A 19,418-nucleotide genomic window follows, 5' to 3' on the forward strand; every position below is an offset into this window, starting at 1 on the left:
CGGCGCGCCATGCGGCGAACACGCGAAACGCGCTGCAAAAATCCGCCGATTTTCATGGGTCAACATCTTGCGCGCGCAAGGCACCCTCCCTTTTTCCCTCACGACACCATGACGATTTCGACATCCGCCCCCCGTTCCGCCACCCGCGCCATCGTCACCGGCCATACGCGCGGGCTGGGCGCGGCGCTCGCGCGGTTGCTGCTGCAGCGGGACATCGACGTGCTCGGCCTCGGACGAGGCGCGCACGAAGAACTGGCGTCGCGTCACGCGGCGCGGTTCACACAGGCAATCGTGGATCTCGCCGATCCCGCCGCGCTCGAACGCTGGCTGGCCGGCGACGCGTTGAGCGCTTTCGCGGCCGGCGCGCAATGCGTGGTGCTCTTCAACAACGCGGGCACCGTCGAGCCCATCGCGCCGCTCGGGGCGCAGGACGCAGGGGCAATCGCGCGCGCCGTGACGCTCAACGTGGCGGCGCCGTTAATGCTCGCGAACGCGCTCGCCGCTGCGCCCGCGCCAGGCGCGAATGCTTCGCGACGCATTGTGCATATTTCGAGCGGCGCGGCACGCAACGCCTATCCGGGCTGGAGCGTGTACTGCGCGACCAAGGCCGCCCTCGACCACCACGCGCGCGCCGTCGCACTCGATGCGCCTGCTGGCGTGAGCATTTGCAGCCTCGCGCCGGGCGTCGTCGATACGGGCATGCAGGAGACGATTCGCGGGACGCGCGCCGATCGCTTTCCGATGCGAGAACGCTTCGAGCAACTGAAGCAGAACGGTCTGCTCTCCACGCCGGAAGCCACTGCGCAGCAATTGATCGACTATGCGCTAAGCGACGCATTCGGCTCGACGCCCACGGCCGACGTGCGCGAACTCGCGAAGGCCTGAGCGCGTTTCGGATCGACGTTCATGGCCAGGCCATACGGCTCCCGCAAACCCTCACCCCAGGCAGCGTTTCCGCCCGCGCCCCTTCCGGGAAACCTGGGGTTTTGCCGCAAATTCGGCAGCTCGCAGCAATCCGCCCGGCGTTCTCTCCCGCAAACACTCACCTTTGAAGTTTCGCCGTCGCGCTTCATGTAAGCGCGACGCGCAGTCGCGCCGACTTCAGCCGCCGCGCACCGCCGGCGAGCATGAGCAGCGCGCTGATCGCCAGCACGTCGCCCGCGAGCCTCGCGGGCATCGAATCGGCTACATGTGTTGCGCGTAACAGCGTGTCGATGGCGTTCGACGCCACCGCACCACCCACGAAGCATACGAGCCCCTGCTGCCCCACGTTGACGATGGCCGGCAACCGTCGTGCAAGCCACGCTATCCAGCCCTTGCGCACCGCTTGCGCCGCGAGCCAGGCTACGGCGGCGAAATTCACGATGCGCACGCTCGCGAGGTTCTGTTTCATGTAGCCGGGCTGCGGGTCGAGATCGGCGAACAACTCGATGAACGCGAATACCGCAACGAGCACCAGCGCGAACGCGGTCAGTACGCGCCCCGTCCACGAGATATGAAATGGGCGCGACACAGGATAAAGACGGCACAACAGACCCAGCATGAACATGGCCTGCCAGGCGAACGGGTTGAAGGGCCAAATGGCGCCCGGCGCGGTCGGCAGATAACCCGCGAGCCAGCAGCCGGCGAACCACAACACGAAGCTGCCGACGAGCACGAGATCGGGCGAGCGGCGCGCTAACGGCATCACGAACGGCAACGCGACCACGAGCGCGATGTACATCGGCAGCACGCCCGCGAGATAAGGCTGATCGCGAAAGACGGCGATATTGGCCAGCATCGCAAGCGGATGCGCGGCGAAGCGCAGAAAGCCCGACTCCCCCACCAGCGGTGAATCGACGCGCAGCATCACCGCCGCAGCGCCCGAAAGCAGCATGAGCGCAGCCGTGCAGAGATATGCCGCATAGATTTCGCGCCCGCGGCGCCAGAAGCGCCGGTTGGCCGCTCCCTCCCCCTTGCGTTCGGCAATCGCCAGCCAGCTGGCCGCGCACACATAGCCGCTCACGAACACGAAAATTTCCGCGGAATCGCAGAAGGCGAAGTTATGCAGCATCGCATGCGAAAGCACGCTCGACGGAATGTGATCGAGCGCAATGGAAATCAATGCGAAACCCCGGAAAAAATCGATTTCGATCGATCGCTTCGCGGTCTGATTCATCAACGACTCCCGTTCGTGTCGAAGACTCCAATTGAAGGGATACGCAGCCGCCAATCGACACAGATGCCGGCGTCGCCGATCCTTTTGTAAGGAAACCTGATCGAATTTCGACTGCGCGCTTTCCGCGTGAAAGGGTTTCGTAAAAGGGTGCGCCGGAGCGCCGTTTCCTTATGCGACTTTAATGCCAACATGAGCCGAAAAGTGATTGCGTAACCCACGGTAAGCATTTCGCCGACGCGGCCCCCTTCATTGACGCCGCCCACTCGCATACGGTGCGCGCCATGCACCCCGGCATGGCGTGCGCCCATTTGTGGTGCCGCATCCCCTGCGCGCGCCCATAGCGAGATTCCGACGATCACGCCGACTGGAAAGGCGCGCGAAAGCATGCGTATTCCCTTTGCTCGCGTCATGGCGAGTGGACGCCGAACCGAGTCGAGGGTTCCGGAAAATTTGCAAAGTTTCGCGGCCCTTCCCAGGGTCATCCCGCCCCTGCCAGTCATTTACTTGACATCTAAAGTAAATCGGCCTACATTGTCCTTGCGGACTGAACGAAGGAGCGAGCATGCGCATTGTTTGCATTGGTGGCGGGCCGGCCGGCCTTTATTTCGGCCTCTTGATGAAGCGCCGTCACCCCGACTACGAAGTGACCGTGATCGAACGGAACCGTCCTTACGACACCTTCGGTTGGGGCGTGGTCTTCTCGGACCAGACGCTGGGCAACCTGCGTGCGACGGACCCCGAAAGCGCGGACGACATCCTCGACGCGTTCAATCATTGGGACGACATCGAGATCCACTTCCGCGGGCGTTCGATCCGCTCCTCGGGGCACGGCTTCTGCGGTATTGGCCGCAAGCGTCTCCTCAATATCCTGCAGGCGCGCTGCGAAGCGCTCGGCGTGAAACTCGTGTTCGAATCGCAGATCACCGACGACGACGTGACCCACGCCGACCTCATCATCGCGAGCGACGGGCTCAACAGCGCCACGCGGCAGAAGTACGCCGCGACCTATCAGCCCGACATCGATTTGCGCGATTGCCGCTTCGTGTGGCTCGGCACCTCGAAGCGCTTCGACGCATTCACGTTCGCGTTCGAAGAAACCGAATGGGGATGGTTCCAGGCGCACGCCTATCGCTTCGACGAGAACACCTCGACGTTCATCGTCGAAACGCCCGATCACGTCTGGCGCGCAGCCGGCCTCGACGCCATGAGCAAGGAGGAAAGCATCGCTTTCTGCGAAAAGCTGTTCGCGCGCTATCTCGACGGGCACGCGCTGCGCTCGAACGCGGCGCATCTGCGCGGCTCGTCGCAATGGATCCGCTTCCCGCGCGTGGTCAATCGCGAGTGGGTGCACTGGAAAGTTTCGGCCGACGGCAAGCAGGTTCCCGTCGTGCTGATGGGCGATGCCGCGCATACGGCGCACTTCTCGATCGGCTCGGGTACCAAGCTCGCGCTCGAGGACGCCATCGAGCTCGCCAACAGCATGGACGCGCATCCCGGCGATCTGCGGGGAGCGCTCAAGCATTACACGAACGTACGCAGCGTCGACGTACTGCGCATTCAGAACGCCGCGCGCAATTCCACGGAGTGGTTCGAGCACGTGGACCGTTACGCGCGCTTCGAGCCGGAGCAGTTCGCCTATTCGCTGCTCACACGCTCGCAACGCATTTCGCACGAAAATTTGCGCGAGCGTGACGCAAATTATCTTTCGCACTTCGAATCGTGGCTCGCGCAGCGCGCGAGCGGCGATACGCGCGCCGTGCCGCCCATGTTCACGCCATACACGGTGCGCGGCGTCACGCTCAAGAACCGCGTGGTCGTTTCGCCGATGGCGCAGTACTCCGCGCAAAACGGCGTGGCCGGCGACTACCATCTCATGCACCTCGGCGCGCGCGCCATGGGCGGCGCCGCGCTCGTGTTGACCGAAATGACCTGTGTTTCGCCAGAAGCGCGCATCACGCCCGCTTGCCCCGGCATGTATGCGCCCGAGCATCTGGCGGCGTGGCGGCGCATTGTCGACTTCGTGCACACGAACTCGGACGCGAAGATCGGCATGCAACTCGGTCACGCTGGGGCGAAGGGCTCGACGCGCGTGGCATGGGAAGGCATCGATCAGCCACTCGACGACGGCAACTGGCCGCTCGTTTCCGCTTCGCCACAGCAATATCTGAGCGGTGTGAGCCAATGGTCGCGCGAAGCGAGCGGCGAAGAACTGCGGGAAATCGAGGCGCAATTCGTACGCGCCACGAAAATGGCGGACGAGGCCGGCTTCGATTGGCTCGAATTGCACTGCGCGCACGGCTATCTGTTATCGAGCTTCCTTTCTCCGCTAACGAATCAGCGCACCGACGAATACGGCGGCTCGCTCGAAAATCGCCTGCGCTATCCGCTTGAAGTTTTCAAGGCGATTCGGGCCGTGTGGCCGCAGAGCAAACCCATTTCGGTGCGTATCTCGGCGCACGACTGGGTGGAAGGCGGCAATACGCCCGACGACGCCGTCGAAATCGCGCGCGCCTTCAAAGCGGCAGGCGCGGACATGATCGACGTTTCGTCTGGGCAGGTCAGCAAGGAAGAAAAGCCCGTCTACGGTCGCATGTTCCAGACGCCGTTCGCCGATCGCATCCGTAACGAGGCGAGTATCGCAACGATCGCCGTGGGCGCCATTTCCGAAGCCGACCACGTAAACGGCATCATCGCGGCCGGGCGCGCCGACCTGTGCGCCGTGGCGCGGCCGCACCTGGCCAATCCATCGTGGACGCTCACCGAAGCCGCGCGCATCGGCTATCTGGGCATCAAGTGGCCAAATCAGTACGCGGCGGCCAAGACGCAACTCGAGCGCAACATTGAGCGCGAACGCGCAGCCGCTGCTGCGGCGGCCGGTCTCTCACCGCTCGAACGCGCACGACGAACCGAAGGAACCGTATGAGCATGAACCAGGCAATCCTCAGCGATCGTCACGCCGTCGTCACGGGCGGCGGGAGCGGCATCGGCGCTGCAGTGGCTGCCGCCCTTCTGCACGCCGGCGCTCGCGTCACGCTCATGGGCCGCGATGCCGCGCGGCTCGACGCACAGCGCACGGCACTCGGCGGCGGGAACGTGGCGTGCGTAAGCGTCGATATCACCGACGAAAACGCGGTAACCGCGGCATTCGAGCATGCCGCCGGGACGCTCGGCGCCATCGATATCCTCGTGAATAACGCGGGCCAGGCCCAGGCTGCACCATTTGCGCAAACGGACCTCGCACTGTGGAAGCGCATGCTCGACGTGAATCTCACGGGCGCGTTTCTCTGTACGCGCGCGGCGTTGCCCGCCATGCTCGCGCGAAAGGCCGGGCGCGTCGTCAATGTCGCGAGCACGGCGGGCCAGATCGGCTACCCGTATGTGGCCGCATATTGCGCCTCGAAACATGGCGTGATCGGCATGACGCGCGCACTCGCGCTCGAAGTGGCCACACAAGGTGTGACCGTCAACGCCGTGTGCCCCGGCTATACGGAAACGGAATTGCTGCAGGCGTCGCTCGAACAGATCGCGCGCAAAACCTCGCGCAGCGAAGCCGAGGCGCGCAGCATCCTGGTGCGCCACAACCCGCAGCAGCGCTTCGTCACGCCGGAGGAAGTCGCCAACGCGGTGCTGTGGCTCTGCGCACCCGGGTCGTCCGCGATCACCGGGCAGTCCATATCCGTTTCCGGTGGAGAAATCACATGACCTCGCCCGCATCCACGCGCAAGCCCTCCGCTGCGAAGGCTCCAATGAAGGCAACGACGAAAGCGCCGCGCAAGGGCGTCGAGAAACCGTCCGGCAACGTCGTCGACATGGAGATGAGCACCGGCACCGACAGCCACATGGGCCTGCGCCTGTGGCTGCGTCTGCTCACCACGACGAACCTCGTGCAAGCCGAATTGCGCCGCCGGTTGCGTGCCGAATTCGACACGACGCTGCCGCGCTTCGACCTGATGGCGCAACTCGAGCGCTACCCGGAAGGACTGCGCATGACCGAGCTTTCGCGCCGCCTGATGGTGACGGGCGGCAACGTCACGGGCATTACCGATCAGCTCGAAAAGGAAGGCCTCGTCGTGCGCGACGTGGCTCCCGACGACCGGCGCTCATTCACGGTGCGCCTCACGCACGAGGGCCGCGCCCTCTTCGACCGCATGGCGGCCGCGCACGAGCAATGGGTAGTGGAATTGCTGGGCGGTCTCTCGCTCGACGAAAAGTCGAAGATGCACGAGCGTCTCGGCAAGCTCAAACAACATCTGCGTAACGGCATCGAAGGTGGAAGCCGCTGAAAGCATGAATAGCGAATCTCCAGGAGACATATCTTGACGACACGTTCCAGCGCCGAAGCGCGATTCGCGGGCAACCGCGTGATGCTTGCGGACTATCAGGCGCAACACTTCGGCTGGTCGGTGGAGGATCGCGTCGCGACCATCATGCTCGATCGCCCCGATCGCAAGAATCCGCTCACGTTCGAATCATATGCAGAACTACGCGATCTCTTTCGCCAGCTCGCTTATGCCGTTGACGTAAAGGCCGTCGTTCTGTGTGGCGCGGGAGAAAACTTCTGTTCGGGCGGCGACGTTCACGACATCATCGCGCCGCTCATCGATCTGCCGATGCCCGAACTTCTGATGTTCACGCGCATGACCGGCGATCTCGTGAAAGCCATGCGCCACTGCCCGCAACCGATCATCGCGGCCGTGGACGGCGTGTGCGCCGGCGCGGGCGCGATTCTCGCCATGGCCTCTGACATGCGTTACGCGACGGCCCGCAGCAAGCTCGCGTTTCTCTTCACGCGCGTGGGACTCGCGGGCTGCGACATGGGCGCGTGCGCGATCCTGCCGCGCATCATCGGTCAGGGCCGCGCGGCCGAGTTGCTCTATACGGGCCGCTCCGCAAGCGGAGAAGAAGGGTACGCGTGGGGCTTTTACAACCGCGTTTGCGCCCCCGAAACGCTGCTCGCCGACGCGCGAAAACTCGCCGCCGACCTCGCGTCGGGCCCGACTTTCGCGCATGGCATCACCAAGACGATGCTGCATCAGGAATGGACCATGAGCATCGACGAAGCCATCGAGTCCGAAGCGCAGGCGCAGGCGATCTGCATGGCCACGCGCGATTTCGGCCGCGCCTATGAAGCGTTTGCGGCAAAGACGCGTCCGGTTTTCAAGGGGGATTGAATTGAACGCTGCCGCACAAACCAATCTCCACGACGCGCTCGCGTGGCCTTTCTTCGAGCCGCGCCATCGCGCGCTTGCCGCCGACGTCGAAGCGTGGGCAAGCGAACATCTCGCGCACGTCCCGCACGGCGACGTCGATGCAACCTGTCGCGCGCTCGTGCGCAAGTTGGGTGAAGACGGCTGGCTGCGCTACGGCGTAGGCGGCACCGCATACGGCGGTCATGGCGACACGATCGACACGCGCGCCGTCTGCCTGTTGCGCGAAACGCTCGCGAAGCATTCGGGCCTGGCCGACTTCGCACTCGCGATGCAGGGTCTCGGCTCGGGCGCGATCTCGCTGGCCGGCGACGACATGCAAAAATCGCGCTATCTGCCGCGCGTGGCGCGCGGCGAGATGATCGCGGCGTTTGCGCTCTCCGAACCGGAAGCGGGTTCCGACGTCGCCGCAATGTCGCTCTCGGCGCGCGCCGAGGGCGACGCTTACGTGCTCGACGGCGAGAAAACGTGGATCTCGAACGGCGGCATCGCCGACTTCTACGTGATTTTCGCACGCACCGGCGAGGCGCCGGGTTCGCGCGGCATCAGCGCATTCGTCGTCGACGCCGACACGCCAGGGCTCGACGTCGCCGAACGCATCGACGTGATCGCACCGCATCCGCTCGCTCGCCTGCGCTTTGCCGGCGCGCGCGTGAAGCGCAGCCAGATGCTCGGCGCACCCGGTGAAGGCTTCAAGATCGCCATGCGAACACTCGATATTTTCCGTACCTCGGTGGCCGCGGCTTCGCTTGGCTTCGCACGTCGCGCGATGGCCGAAGGACTCGCGCGCGCCGCGTCGCGCAAGATGTTCGGCCAGACACTCGGCGATTTTCAGTTGACCCGGGCAAAGCTCGCACAAATGGCGCTCACCATCGACAGCAGCGCCCTGCTCGTCTATCGCGCGGCGTGGCTGCGCGACCAGGGCGAGAGCGTGACGCGCGAAGCGGCCATGGCGAAGTGGCACGCGAGCGAAGGCGCGCAGCAGGTGATCGACGCGGCGGTGCAGCTTTGGGGCGGCATGGGTGTGCAGAGCGGCAATATCGTCGAATCGCTTTACCGCGAAATTCGCTCGCTGCGCATCTACGAAGGCGCGACCGAGGTGCAGCAGCTGATTGTCGGGCGCGACCTGCTCAAGCAATACCACGCCGCGTGAGCGGGTCCGCGCGACGCTCCTCTACCGAATCGGACGAAACATGAAACAAGCCCTTCTTCCCGCCGGCTGGATCAAGCCGCGCGGTTATGCCAATGGCGTTGCAGCCAGCGGCACCCAGGTTTACATCGCCGGCCAGATCGGCTGGGACGAGAATGCGCGCTTCACGAGCCGCGAATTCGGCGCGCAGGCCGTGCAGGCGCTGCGCAACATCGTCGCCGTGCTCGCCGCGGCGGGCGGCAGGCCCGAGCACCTCGTCCGCATGACCTGGTACGTCACCGACAAGAATGAATACCTGGCATCCCTGAAGGAAATCGGTGCGGCGTTTCGCGAGTTGATCGGCGACTACGACATCGCGATGAGCGCGGTGCAGGTGGTGGCGCTCGTGGAAGACGAGGCAAAGGTGGAAATCGAAGCGACAGCCGTGATTCCCGGCGACGCGCGCCTGACGCACGCCTGATCCGCGCCTGACGCGCTCATCGCGCACCGCTCACGCAACAGAACGATCCGCCCCACCTAGACAGCCGGAGACGCCATGCAACCCACCGCCCATGTCGATACGTTTGCGCGCGACCATTTGCCGCCCGAAGCGCAGTGGCCCGACATGCTGCTCGACAATCCCGACGTCGCGTACCCCGCGCGCATGAACTGCGCGGTCGAGTTGCTGGACCGCGCGATCTCGGCAGGACACGGCAATCGCACGGCCATCTGGTCTGACGCCGACGGCAAGCCGCACGCGACGACCTATGCCGAGCTGCTTACGCTCGTCAATCGCAACGCCCATGTGCTCGTGAATGACATGGGCTTGCGGCCCGGCAATCGCGTGCTGCTGCGCGGTCCCAATACGTTGCAGATGGCGGCGGCGTTCCTCGCGTCGCTCAAGGCGGGGCTCGTGGTGATTCCCACCATGCCGCTCCTGCGCGCAAAGGAACTGAAGCAGATTGCGGACAAGGCGCAGGTCAGCGCGGCGTTGTGCGATGTACGACTCGCAGGCGAACTCGCGCGCTGCATGGATCCCGCCGACACGTTCTTCTGCGAAGGCCTGAAGCAGGTCTGCTACTTCCATCACGATGCGCCAGGCTCGCTCGAAGCCCTCGCGGCAAGCAAGCCCGCCGACTTCACGGCCTGCGACACGGCCAGCGACGACGTCTGCCTCATCGCCTTCACGAGCGGCACGACGGGCATGCCGAAAGGCTGCATGCACTTTCATCGCGACGTGATCGCCATGTGCGACCTGTTTCCGCGCCACGTTCTCAAGCCCACCGCCGCCGACGTGTTCTGCGGCACGCCGCCGCTCGCTTTCACGTTCGGGCTGGGCGGCCTGCTGTGCTTTCCGATGCGTGTCGGCGCATCGACCGTGCTAATCGAAAAACTCACTCCGGCGCTGCTGCTCGATACGATCCAGCGCTTTCGCGCAACGATCGCCTTCACCGCGCCCACGTTCTACCGCCAGATGGCGCCGCTCGTCGCGCAATACGACCTTGCCAGCCTGCACAAGACCGTCTCCGCGGGCGAGGCGCTGCCGCAGGCCACGCGCGACCTGTGGCGAGAGGCGACGGGCATCGAGATGATCGACGGCATCGGCGGCACCGAGCTCATTCATATCTTCGTCTCGTCGGCGGGCACCGATGTGCGCCCCGGCTCGATCGGGCGCGCGGTGCCCGGTTATGTCGTGCAGGCGCTGGACAACGACCTGCAGCCGGTTCCGCCTGGCGTGACCGGCAACCTCGCGGTGCGCGGGCCGACCGGCTGCCGCTACCTCGCCGACGAACGCCAGACCGTGTTCGTGCGCGGCGGCTGGAACCTACCCGGCGACGCCGTTTCCATCGACACGGACGGCTACGTGTTCTATCAGGCACGCTCCGACGACATGATCGTTTCGTCGGGATACAACATCGCGGGGCCGGAGATCGAGACGGTGCTCATGCAGCATCCGGCCGTGGCCGAATGCGGCGTGACCGGCGTGCCCGACGAATTGCGCGGTCAGGTGGTGAAGGCGTTCGTCGTGCTGCGGCCCGGTTTCAGCGCCGACGACGCAATGGTCGCCGAGCTGCAGAACTTCGTGAAGAACGCGGTTGCGGCGTACAAGTATCCGCGCCTGATCGCGTTCATCGACGCCCTTCCGCGCACCGAGACAGGAAAGCTCAAGCGCTCGGCGTTGCGGGCATTGTGAGTACTGCGCAGGTTAAATTCTTAAAGTATTACTACGTAAACCGTCAAATTCACAACGTAAACCACATACTTTTTGACATTATTCTTATAATGTTTTGATAGTGACGCAATCTGACGCCGGGGAAATCTGCAAGACCCTTCTCAGTTTGCGCACAAACTTGCGCAGATCGGTCGGCGGCGGGCATTTTGCGCAAGTTCGCGCTCATTTTTGAACTAAAGCGCGGATGAATTTTGCGCATGATTACGCGTAAAAGAGCGATCGGCATCCTATAATGCGCACCATGATGCGCAAAAAACCCGCCAACCAGCCAATCTCGAACGTCGAGCGTCTCGCCGAAAGCCTGCGGGCAAAGCGGCGCGAGCGCAAGCTGACCCAGCAGGCCGTAGCAGACAAGGCCGGCGTTGCCCGCCGTACCGTTACGAACGCCGAGCACGCGGAAAATGTCGGCATCCGGGAACTCTGCCGGCTCGTCAACGCGCTTGGCTACGAAGTCGTCATCCGCCCCATGGACACCGTGATACTCGAGGACCTGAACGACATATTCAGGGACGAAGAATGACCGCCGACGCCCCGCTCGACCTCGAGCGGCTCCTGCGCGAGATCCGCAATCTGGAGGTTCACACACCGCAAGGTCCTAGCGGCCTGCTGGCGCGCGAAAGCCGCTTCGTCTTCAATTACGGCGACGTGCCGGACGTCGCTGGCGTTTCGCTCACCATGCCGGTGCGGCGCCAGAGCTATGCGAGCGGCGACCTGATGGGCATTTTTGCGATGAACCGGCCCGAGGGCTATCTGCGCTTCGTCATCGAGGAGCGGCTCGCGCGCTACGGTGCGCCGAGCGACTTGTTTCTGCTCTTTCTTGCCGGCCGGAACCAGATCGGCCGGCTCACCTATTCCGTGCCCGGCGAACGTGTCCCGGAAAGCGAAGGCGAGCGCCTCGAAGAGTTGCTTTCGTCGCCGTCGGGCCGGCTGTTCGAGCGCCTGATCGACCGGTACGCGCTCGGCTCGGGCATTTCGGGCGTGCAGCCGAAGGCCGTGGTTCCGCTAGCCGGGGAATCCGCCGCGCGCCCCGCGGAGCACGCGGCGCTACCGCTGCGCACGGTGATCGTGAAGGCGGAAGGCGAGGATTTTCCGGGGCTCGCGCGCAACGAATACTTCTGCATGTCGGTGGCGAAAGAAGCGGCGCTCGAAGTCCCCGACTTCTGGCTTTCCGAAGACGGCAAGCTCTTCGTGATGTCCCGCTTCGACCGCGAGGCAGACGGCACACCGCTCGGATTCGAGGACATGAGCGTGCTGACCGGCAAGGCCAAGTACGAAGGCAGCTACGAAATGATCGCCAAGGCCGTCGACATCTACACGCGCTCAGACCCGGCACAGAAGCGGCGACTCTTCGAGCGCATCGCCCTGTCATGCCTGTTGCGCGACGGCGACGCGCACATGAAGAACCTGGGAATCCTCTATATCGACCCCACTGGCCCACGCCGTCTCGCCCCGGCGTTCGACGTGGTCTGCACGGATATCTATCCGGACCTGGACGGGCGCATGGCGCTCAGCCTCAACCGGAGCAAGACCTTCCCGCTGCCCGCGGAACTCCATGCGTTCGCGCGTCGCCTCGAACTTGGAACGGCCGAAAGCGAGGCCATCATGGCCCGCCTTCTCGAGGCGTACCACACGGTCGCCGCGCGTCTCGCCGGCGACCGGCGCTTTGGCGAGGACGACCTCCTTGCAAGGATCCGTCGGGCCGTGGAGCGCACGGGCGTCAAACCCGTGTCGCGCCCCAAGCTGGTCCGCTAAACGCGCGGGCACAAGCGAGCCGGCTATTTCAGCCGTTGCCCGCCTCGTTGTTCGCGAACGCCATGCGCCGGGCGCCCGCGTCATAGCGGCACACGACCTGCGCGCCCTCCTTCACGTCGCCCTTGAGCATCTCCTTCGCCAGCTCGTTTTCCACTGTCTGCTGGATCTGACGCTTGAGCTCACGCGCCCCGTATTCCGGTCGATACCCCTCTGCCGCGAGGTAGTCGATCACGCTGTCGTCGAACGTCAGCTCGATGTCCTGGCTGCGCGCCATACGCTGAACCTGTTCGAGCTGCAGCCTCACGATCGCCCGCAACTCGTCGCTGCTGAGCGGCTGGAACACGATGATTTCGTCGATGCGGTTGAGGAACTCAGGCCTGAAATGCTGGCGCAGCTCGCCCATCACGGCGCTCTGCATCGACCCTTCGGCGCTCGACAGGAAGCCCGGCCCCGAGCGCTTCTGGCCCGAAACCACGTCCGAGCCCAGATTGCTCGTCGCGATCACGACCGTATTGCTGAAGTCGACCACACGCCCTTTGCCGTCGGTGAGGCGCCCGTCGTCGAACACCTGCAGCAGCACGTTGTAGACATCGGCGTGCGCCTTCTCGATCTCGTCGAGCAGGATCACGCAATAAGGACGGCGCCGCACTTTCTCGGTCAACTGCCCGCCTTCGTCGTAGCCGACATAGCCGGGCGGCGAGCCGATCAGGCGCGACACCGCATGGCGCTCCATGTACTCGCTCATGTCGATGCGCACAATGGCGTCCTCGTCGCCGAACACCACTTCGGCAAGCGCTTTCGCCAGTTCGGTCTTGCCCACCCCGGTCGGGCCGAGAAACAGAAAGACGGCCGTGGGGCGGCGGCCGCGCCGCAGCCCCGCGCGCGAGCGGCGCACCGCGTCGCTCACCGCCACGATCGCCTGCTCCTGGCCGATCACACGCTCATGCAGGCGCCGCTCCATTTCGAGCAGACGCGTGCGTTCCTCGGCGGTTAGCTGCGTGACCGGCACGCCCGTCAGCTTCGAGACGATTTCCGCGACTTCCTCGGTCGTCACGTCGGACGTCACCGAGCCGAGCCGCCCTTTCCATTCGTTCGTCGCCTGCGCGAGCGCCTTTTCCTTGTCGGCGATCGGCTCGTCGAGCGTGTGCGCGCGCTCGAAGTTCTTGCGCGTCGCCGCGTAGTCCTGCTCGCGCCGCAACTGCGCCAGTTCGGCCTCGAGTTCCAGAATCGCCGCGGGCCGCGAGGTAGCCGAAAGATGCACGCGCGCCGCCGCCTGGTCGATCAGATCGATGGCCTTGTCGGGCAGGAAGCGGCCCGTCACATAGCGGTCCGACAGCTCGGCTGCCGCGACGAGCGCATCGTCGCGGATCGTGACGTGGTGATGAACCTCGAGCTTGTCGCGCAGGCCGCGCAGAATGTTGATGGTCTGGTCCACGCTCGGTTCGGCGACGAACACGGGCTGAAAGCGCCGCTCGAGCGCCGCGTCTTTCTCGATGTACTTCTGGTATTCCGAGAGCGTCGTCGCGCCGATCAGGTTCAGTTCGCCGCGCGCCATCGCCGGCTTGAAAACGTTGGCGATATCGAGCCCGCCCTCGCCGCCGCCCTGGCCCGCGCCGACGATCATATGCACTTCGTCGATGAAGAGCACGAGGTTCTCGCGCTGCGCCGAGATTTCCTCCATCACGCCCTTCACGCGCTCCTCGAATTCCCCGCGATACTTCGCGCCCGCGATCAGTCCGTTGACGTTCAGTTCGACGAGCCGCCGGCCGCGCAGCGACTCCGGCACGTCGCCGTTCAGCACGCGCTGCGCGAGCCCTTCGGCAATAGCCGTCTTGCCCACGCCCGGCTCGCCGATCAGCACCGGGTTGTTCTTGCGCCGGCGCGCGAGCACTTCCACTACCGTCTCGATCTCGCTCGAGCGGCCGATCACGGGGTCGAGCTTGCCCTCGCTCGCGAGCGCAGTGAGGTCGCGGCTGTACTGGTCGAGCTGCGGCGTTGCGCTCGGGCCTTTCGCGGCGGGCCGCTCGCGCTTGTCGCCCTGGGCTTCGACGAGCCGCTGCAACACCTTCTGCGGCGTGACGCCGTAGCGGCCGAGCAGATGCCCCGCAAAGCTGTCCGGCACCTGCGTGAGCCCGAAGAGCAGATGCTCGGGCGCGACGTAGCTGTGGCCCAGTTCGCGCGAGACGAGAAATGCGCGGTCGAGCGCGCCCTTCAGGCGCGGCGAAACGCCAATGCGGCTGTCCTCGGGTGCGCTCGCTCCTTCGCGTTTTTGCGCATTGGCGTCGATGAACGCGCGCACGTCGTCGGGTTGAATGCCGAGGCGCTTGAGGATCGCCGCGCCCGCGTCGTTGTCCGCGAGTTCGTAGAGCAGATGCTCCGTGTCGACCTCGCGGCGGCCGAACTGCACCGCGCGCTCGGCCGCGCGCTGGAGCAATTCGCGCGCCACGTCGCTGAAATAGCGCTCGACGACCGCGCTGTCGCCCGCCTCCATCGCTTGCGGCGCGGGCTGGGCCCCCGCGTCATCCGGACCGCCTGCCTGCTGCGAGGCGCGAAACAGCGCCTCGAGCGGGCTCAACGTGCGTTGATGCCGCGTGAGCTGCGCGTAATGAAAGTCGCAGACGTCGAGAAAACGCCGCCTGCCATCCTGCAACACGGCGACTCGCACCGTTGCGGGGCGCACGCCGCAGATATCGCAGTTGAATTGAGCCATTTCGTCTCCTTGGAAGCCATGCGCGGCACGCGTGGGAGTCGCCCGCGAACGCACGAGGATGTCCGCGCGAACCCCGCATGAATGCTCTAACGAATACCGAAGCGAAGTCAGACGTCATCGTAACGTCGAATCGAACTGCGCGTCGTCAAGCGGACGTTACTACCGAACAGCGCTTGCGATCTGCGTCCGATCAAGCGTCGTGGCGGGCGACTGGCTAGCCCGCTTCGCGAGCTCCGGCAGCCGGATCGCGTATCCAGGCGGTCAGCAGCGTGGACGAAACGGCGAGGATCACCGGCCCGATGAAGAGCCCGACGATGCCGAAAGCGAACAGGCCGCCCAGCACGCCGGAGAGAATCAGCAGCATCGACAGATTGACGCCGCGCCGGATCAGCACCGGCCGCACGAGGTTGTCGAGCATGGCGACCATCACGGACCACACGGCGAGCAGAATGGCCGCGAGGTGCGCGTCGTGCACGAACAGCCAGATCACGCCGCCGAGCAGCGGCAGCGTCGGGCCGATCTGCGCGAGGCAGAGCATGAGCATCACCGCGGTGAGCACGCCCGCCCCCGGCACGCCAGCCACCCACAGGCCGATGCCGCCGAGCGCCGACTGCAGGATCGCGGTGACGACGATGCCAAGGGCCACCGCGCGAACCGAAGCGCCCGCGAGCTTGACGGCCTGCTCGCCATAGGCGGGCGCGACGCGAATGGCGAACCGCGTGACGTAATCGGCGGCATGCTCGCCCTTGCTGTAGAGGATGCCCGTGATGATGATCGTGATGAACATGTGCATGACGAACACGCCGACCGAGGCGGCATGGGCGATCAACCAGTGCGCCGCTATCGAAACATACGGCTCGAGTTGCGCGAGCAGGCCGCCGGGACCGGCATCGGAGAACTCCTGCCACTTGCCCGCAATGCGCGCGCCGATCACGGGTATGTCGTGAACCCACGCCGGCGGCGGCGTCAACGTGTAATCGGGCAGCTTGCGGATCACGTCCATGATTTCGCCGCCGTGCAGCGCGAGCGTCGAAATGGCTTCATAGAGCGGCAGGACAATCACAACGAGGAGGATCAGCAGCATTACGAGCGTGGCGAGCCAGCGGCGGTTGCCGCAACGCCGCTCGATGGCCGTCATGGCGGGCCAGGTCGCGACGACGATGGTCGTGGCCCAGATCAGCCCAGGGATGAACGGCCGCATGACGTAGAGCGTGCCGATGGTCAGCGCGCAGAGTATCGCGACAATGAACAGGATGCGGGCAAGGTCCGGCATGGCTTGCGGCTTCACGTACTATTCTCCTCACAGCGGGGCGCGCGTCGCGGCGCCGACGCGCTAGTCTATCCCGGATACGCGCTGCATCCCCCGAACTGGACACCTTACACGCTCCTTCGCCAGCCGCACGCCGCACCGGCTTTCATTCGCATTCTTAACCGAATGGATGATGCAGGCGACTCAACGTGCCGATGCGGTCGCCGGCGCACTCTGGAATAATGGCCGCTTCCCCGATCTCGCAACGAAGAAAAGCCAGCCATGTCCGCAACCGATACGAAACTGCCCTGCGTGCTCCTGACCAATGACGACGGCATCGACGCGCCCGGCCTCGCCGTGCTCGAAGCCGTGGCCGGCGAACTCGCGCACGAAGTCTGGGTCGTCGCGCCGGAACACGATCAGAGCGGCACCTCGCACTCCATCAGCCTGCACACGCCGCTGCGCGTGAGCCGCCGCGGCGAACGGCGCTTCGGCGTGCTCGGCACGCCCGGCGACTGCGTGGTGATGGCGGTGCGCCAGCTAATGGGCGACGTGCGGCCTTCGCTCGTGCTCTCGGGCATCAACCGCGGCGGCAACCTCGGCGTGGAGACGATGTTTTCCGGCACGGTGGGCGCGGCCATGACAGGCCTTCTGCTCGGCCTGCCGTCCATCGCGCTGAGCCAGACTTTTCGCGACCGCGAGCGCGTGCGCTGGGACACCGCCCGTGCGCTCGCGCCGGATGTGATTCGCCGCCTCGCCGCCGTCGCGCACGACGCGCCCGTCTGCCTGAACGTGAATTTCCCCGATATCGACGCGAGCGCCGCCGGCCCCCTCACCGTCGCGCGCCAGGGCGTCGGGCTCGTGCAGGGCATCGACGTCGTGCCGCAGATCGACCCGCGCGGCATGGATTACCATTGGCTGCGTTTTAATCGCGGCCCGCGCGAAAATGGCCCCGACACCGAGACGGCCGTGGTGAACGCCGGCCGTATCGCGGTCACGCCGCTGCAGTTCGAGCGCACCGACGAAAAAGCCTTCACGACGTTGCAGGCGGCCCTCGGCGCAACCGTCTGAGCGGTACCCTGGCCTGAGCCGTACCCGCGCGTCACTCGCGCGCGGCGGCCGCCATGGCGTTTTCGATCGCGCTGCGAATGTCGTCAGGAATGCCGATCGATCGATGAGTGTCGAGCGAGGTCGTCACGATGGTCTGGCGCGCCGCCATGCGCAGCACGCCGTCTACGCCCGTGCAGGCCCATGCGAGCGTCAGCGACGCTGCGCCGAGCCGCTCGACATCGAGCGAGAGCCAGACCTCGTCGCCCATCTTGCTGACCGCCTTGAAATCCACTTCGAGGCGCACGGTCGGCATGCCTGTGCGGCGAGCGCCAATCACCCCGTGATAGCCCTCGCCCGGCAGCAATTCATCGAACCACGACTCGACGAGGTCGTTGAACAGGACGAAGTACTGCGGATAGAACACGATGCCGGCCGGGTCGCATTCCGAGAAGCGAATCTTGTGCTTGCGCCGGTAGATGGGTGTCGCCATGCGGGGTTCCGGGTTCATTCCAGCTCTCGCGCCCGGTCAGATCATGAGCCGCGACACCTTCACGCCTTCCAGCGACACCCCTGCCATCAGGCCGGCGTTGGTCAGCACGAACGCCTCGACGGGGCTCGTCGCCGTCGAGGTATCGACGTTGCCGTTCGCGCCCACCGTGACCAGCGCGACCGTGGCGTCCGCGCCCGCCGACCAGCCCTGGCTGCCCGTGAAGTCGTTGAGCGCGACCGGATTCATGAACGCGAAGATGATGGCCTTGGACTGCGCGCCGATCTGCAGCCCGAACGAGCCGGCTACCGTGCTGTAGTAGCCGGTCGTGCGGCCGTCCACGCGCAGCGCGCCGGTGCCGTACTGCCCGCCGATCCAGAAGCCCGCCGACAGCACCTGCGGAAAGACCAGCACGCCGCTCGCTTTCGAGATCAGTTCCCGGGACCCGCTCACTGTGCTGTAAAGGCGCGAGAGCGTGGCATCGACGCCCGCGTCGATCGAGTTTCGCTTCGCTGTGTTTTGTGCGGCGCTGTTCTGCGAGCCGAGCGGGGTCGTCGTGCAGCCGGCAAGCGCGAGACCGCCGGCGGCAAGAGCGGCACTGGAGCTGAGAAGAAATTGACGTCGGCGCATTGCGGAATTCCTGTGCAGTGATGGCTTCATGGTGACTTCGATTGCCCGCGCCGGCCCGAACGTGCACGTACGGACCGCGCGAAGCGCTACAGGATAGCGCGCATGGCCGTCGCACGGGCAAACCGGCAGTTTGGCACGCGTTCGCCCGGCCATTCGACAGAACGGCTCCGGCGGCCACGACCGCTCATCCCTGGGGGTATAGGACCATGCATCGGGCATCGAGTTCGCGCCGATGCATCAGGGTGTTCCCGCCCGCCGCCCCTGGGTGCGGCGCAGCATCGCCGACGCTTCCCGGAAGCGTTCGTCTCGCCCATCCGATCGAAAGCGGCCGCAGCGTCACGCCACGTTTATGGCCGCCCTCGGGCCTGTCCGCGGACGTGTGCAAACGCGACACGCCATGTTAGACTGCGCCGCGCAATCGTTCTCATTCTCATGAATCCACGCAAGCATTCACTGCTGACCGCATGGCTTGGCCTCGTCGCCATGTGGCTCATCGTGCTTGCGCCGCTCGTGAGCCAGCTCGTCGCCGCGCAGCACCTGCACGAGCCCGACAGCACGCTCTGCTCGGCCATGCAGCCGGTGCAGAGTGCACCGCATCTTTCGCACGACGACGCATTCGGCGCGTGCGGCTACTGCCATCTGCTCGAACATCACGTGGCGATGCCGTCGATCGCCGCGCCCGAGCCGGCCGGCGCGCTCGTCGTCGCACTCGACAAAGTCGCGCCGCCCGTGTCGCGCGACATCCCCTCCGGCGCCTTCCCTTCCGGCAGGCCGCGCGGCCCGCCGTCCCTTTCCTGAGCCCTGCCGTTACCG

At 65.4% G+C, this 19,418-nt stretch carries 18 protein-coding genes; 12 read left to right on the plus strand and 6 right to left on the minus strand.

All coding sequences use genetic code 11. The features are described 5' to 3' along the window. The first annotated feature begins 108 nt into the window (after positions 1 to 108). Complete coding sequence (locus BLU17_RS15890; RefSeq protein ID WP_091998070.1) at positions 109 to 885, plus strand: SDR family oxidoreductase; 777 nt, start codon at positions 109 to 111, stop codon at positions 883 to 885. Positions 886 to 1,069: 184 nt separating this feature from the next. Here BLU17_RS15890 and BLU17_RS15895 read toward each other — a convergent pair whose 3' ends face one another. Beyond that, the gene (locus tag BLU17_RS15895; protein ID WP_091998072.1) at positions 1,070 to 2,158 is read right to left on the minus strand and encodes an OpgC domain-containing protein; all 1,089 of its coding nucleotides are present in this window, start codon (positions 2,156 to 2,158) and stop codon (positions 1,070 to 1,072) included. After that, complete coding sequence (locus tag BLU17_RS32415) at positions 2,158 to 2,544, minus strand: hypothetical protein (protein WP_143189265.1); 387 nt, start codon at positions 2,542 to 2,544, stop codon at positions 2,158 to 2,160. The genes BLU17_RS15895 and BLU17_RS32415 overlap by 1 nt, the downstream gene beginning before the upstream one ends. A 176-nt stretch (positions 2,545 to 2,720) precedes the next feature. On the opposite strand from BLU17_RS32415, the gene BLU17_RS15900 reads away from it, so the two are divergent. The 9 genes from BLU17_RS15900 to BLU17_RS15940 all read left to right on the plus strand — a co-directional run bounded on the left by BLU17_RS15900 (position 2,721) and on the right by BLU17_RS15940 (position 12,479). After that, the gene (locus BLU17_RS15900) at positions 2,721 to 5,081 is read left to right on the plus strand and encodes a bifunctional salicylyl-CoA 5-hydroxylase/oxidoreductase (protein ID WP_091998074.1); all 2,361 of its coding nucleotides are present in this window, start codon (positions 2,721 to 2,723) and stop codon (positions 5,079 to 5,081) included. Positions 5,082 to 5,083: 2 nt separating this feature from the next. Then, on the plus strand, positions 5,084 to 5,860 hold the full coding sequence (locus BLU17_RS15905; protein ID WP_425434096.1) for an SDR family NAD(P)-dependent oxidoreductase: 777 nt from the start codon (positions 5,084 to 5,086) through the stop codon (positions 5,858 to 5,860). 44 nt (positions 5,861 to 5,904) lie between these two features. Next, positions 5,905 to 6,441, plus strand: coding sequence for a MarR family winged helix-turn-helix transcriptional regulator (locus tag BLU17_RS15910; RefSeq protein WP_425434099.1), 537 nt, complete (start codon positions 5,905 to 5,907; stop codon positions 6,439 to 6,441). Between the two features lie 33 nt (positions 6,442 to 6,474). Continuing rightward, positions 6,475 to 7,329: an enoyl-CoA hydratase family protein gene (locus BLU17_RS15915; protein ID WP_281247831.1), complete on the plus strand. Its 855-nt coding sequence runs from the start codon at positions 6,475 to 6,477 to the stop codon at positions 7,327 to 7,329. Between the two features lies 1 nt (position 7,330). After that, positions 7,331 to 8,518 carry an acyl-CoA dehydrogenase family protein gene (locus tag BLU17_RS15920; RefSeq protein ID WP_245746883.1) on the plus strand — a complete coding sequence of 396 codons (1,188 nt, stop codon included), beginning with the start codon at positions 7,331 to 7,333 and terminating at the stop codon, positions 8,516 to 8,518. 40 nt (positions 8,519 to 8,558) lie between these two features. Next, positions 8,559 to 8,975 carry a RidA family protein gene (locus tag BLU17_RS15925; RefSeq protein WP_091998082.1) on the plus strand — a complete coding sequence of 139 codons (417 nt, stop codon included), beginning with the start codon at positions 8,559 to 8,561 and terminating at the stop codon, positions 8,973 to 8,975. Between the two features lie 75 nt (positions 8,976 to 9,050). After that, positions 9,051 to 10,688, plus strand: coding sequence for an AMP-binding protein (locus BLU17_RS15930; protein ID WP_091998085.1), 1,638 nt, complete (start codon positions 9,051 to 9,053; stop codon positions 10,686 to 10,688). A gap of 280 nt (positions 10,689 to 10,968) precedes the next feature. Further along, positions 10,969 to 11,247, plus strand: coding sequence for a helix-turn-helix domain-containing protein (locus BLU17_RS15935; protein WP_091998218.1), 279 nt, complete (start codon positions 10,969 to 10,971; stop codon positions 11,245 to 11,247). After that, complete coding sequence (locus BLU17_RS15940; protein WP_091998087.1) at positions 11,244 to 12,479, plus strand: type II toxin-antitoxin system HipA family toxin; 1,236 nt, start codon at positions 11,244 to 11,246, stop codon at positions 12,477 to 12,479. The genes BLU17_RS15935 and BLU17_RS15940 overlap by 4 nt, the downstream gene beginning before the upstream one ends. A 28-nt stretch (positions 12,480 to 12,507) precedes the next feature. Here the strand turns inward: BLU17_RS15940 and BLU17_RS15945 are convergent, their stop codons facing one another. Both BLU17_RS15945 and ydiK read right to left on the minus strand, forming a co-directional pair. Continuing rightward, positions 12,508 to 15,189: an ATP-dependent Clp protease ATP-binding subunit gene (locus BLU17_RS15945; RefSeq protein WP_091998089.1), complete on the minus strand. Its 2,682-nt coding sequence runs from the start codon at positions 15,187 to 15,189 to the stop codon at positions 12,508 to 12,510. 214 nt (positions 15,190 to 15,403) lie between these two features. Next, complete coding sequence (gene ydiK, locus BLU17_RS15950) at positions 15,404 to 16,462, minus strand: AI-2E family transporter YdiK (RefSeq protein WP_091998220.1); 1,059 nt, start codon at positions 16,460 to 16,462, stop codon at positions 15,404 to 15,406. Between the two features lie 258 nt (positions 16,463 to 16,720). On the opposite strand from ydiK, the gene surE reads away from it, so the two are divergent. Further along, entirely contained in the window at positions 16,721 to 17,509 is a 789-nt protein-coding gene (surE, locus tag BLU17_RS15955; RefSeq protein ID WP_091998091.1) for a 5'/3'-nucleotidase SurE, read from the plus strand. A gap of 31 nt (positions 17,510 to 17,540) precedes the next feature. Here the strand turns inward: surE and BLU17_RS15960 are convergent, their stop codons facing one another. Further along, on the minus strand, positions 17,541 to 17,996 hold the full coding sequence (locus BLU17_RS15960) for an acyl-CoA thioesterase (RefSeq protein WP_425434097.1): 456 nt from the start codon (positions 17,994 to 17,996) through the stop codon (positions 17,541 to 17,543). Positions 17,997 to 18,014: 18 nt separating this feature from the next. After that, a complete protein-coding gene (locus tag BLU17_RS15965; RefSeq protein ID WP_091998095.1) occupies positions 18,015 to 18,605 on the minus strand; it encodes a BPSL1445 family SYLF domain-containing lipoprotein in 591 nt (196 codons plus the stop codon). Between the two features lie 432 nt (positions 18,606 to 19,037). Here BLU17_RS15965 and BLU17_RS15970 point away from each other — a divergent pair, with 432 nt between their 5' ends. After that, positions 19,038 to 19,403, plus strand: coding sequence for a DUF2946 domain-containing protein (locus BLU17_RS15970; RefSeq protein WP_091998097.1), 366 nt, complete (start codon positions 19,038 to 19,040; stop codon positions 19,401 to 19,403). Positions 19,404 to 19,418 lie beyond the last annotated feature (15 nt).

The sequence above is a fragment of the Paraburkholderia lycopersici genome (assembly GCF_900096975.1).
GTDB classification, from domain to species: domain Bacteria; phylum Pseudomonadota; class Gammaproteobacteria; order Burkholderiales; family Burkholderiaceae; genus Paraburkholderia; species Paraburkholderia lycopersici.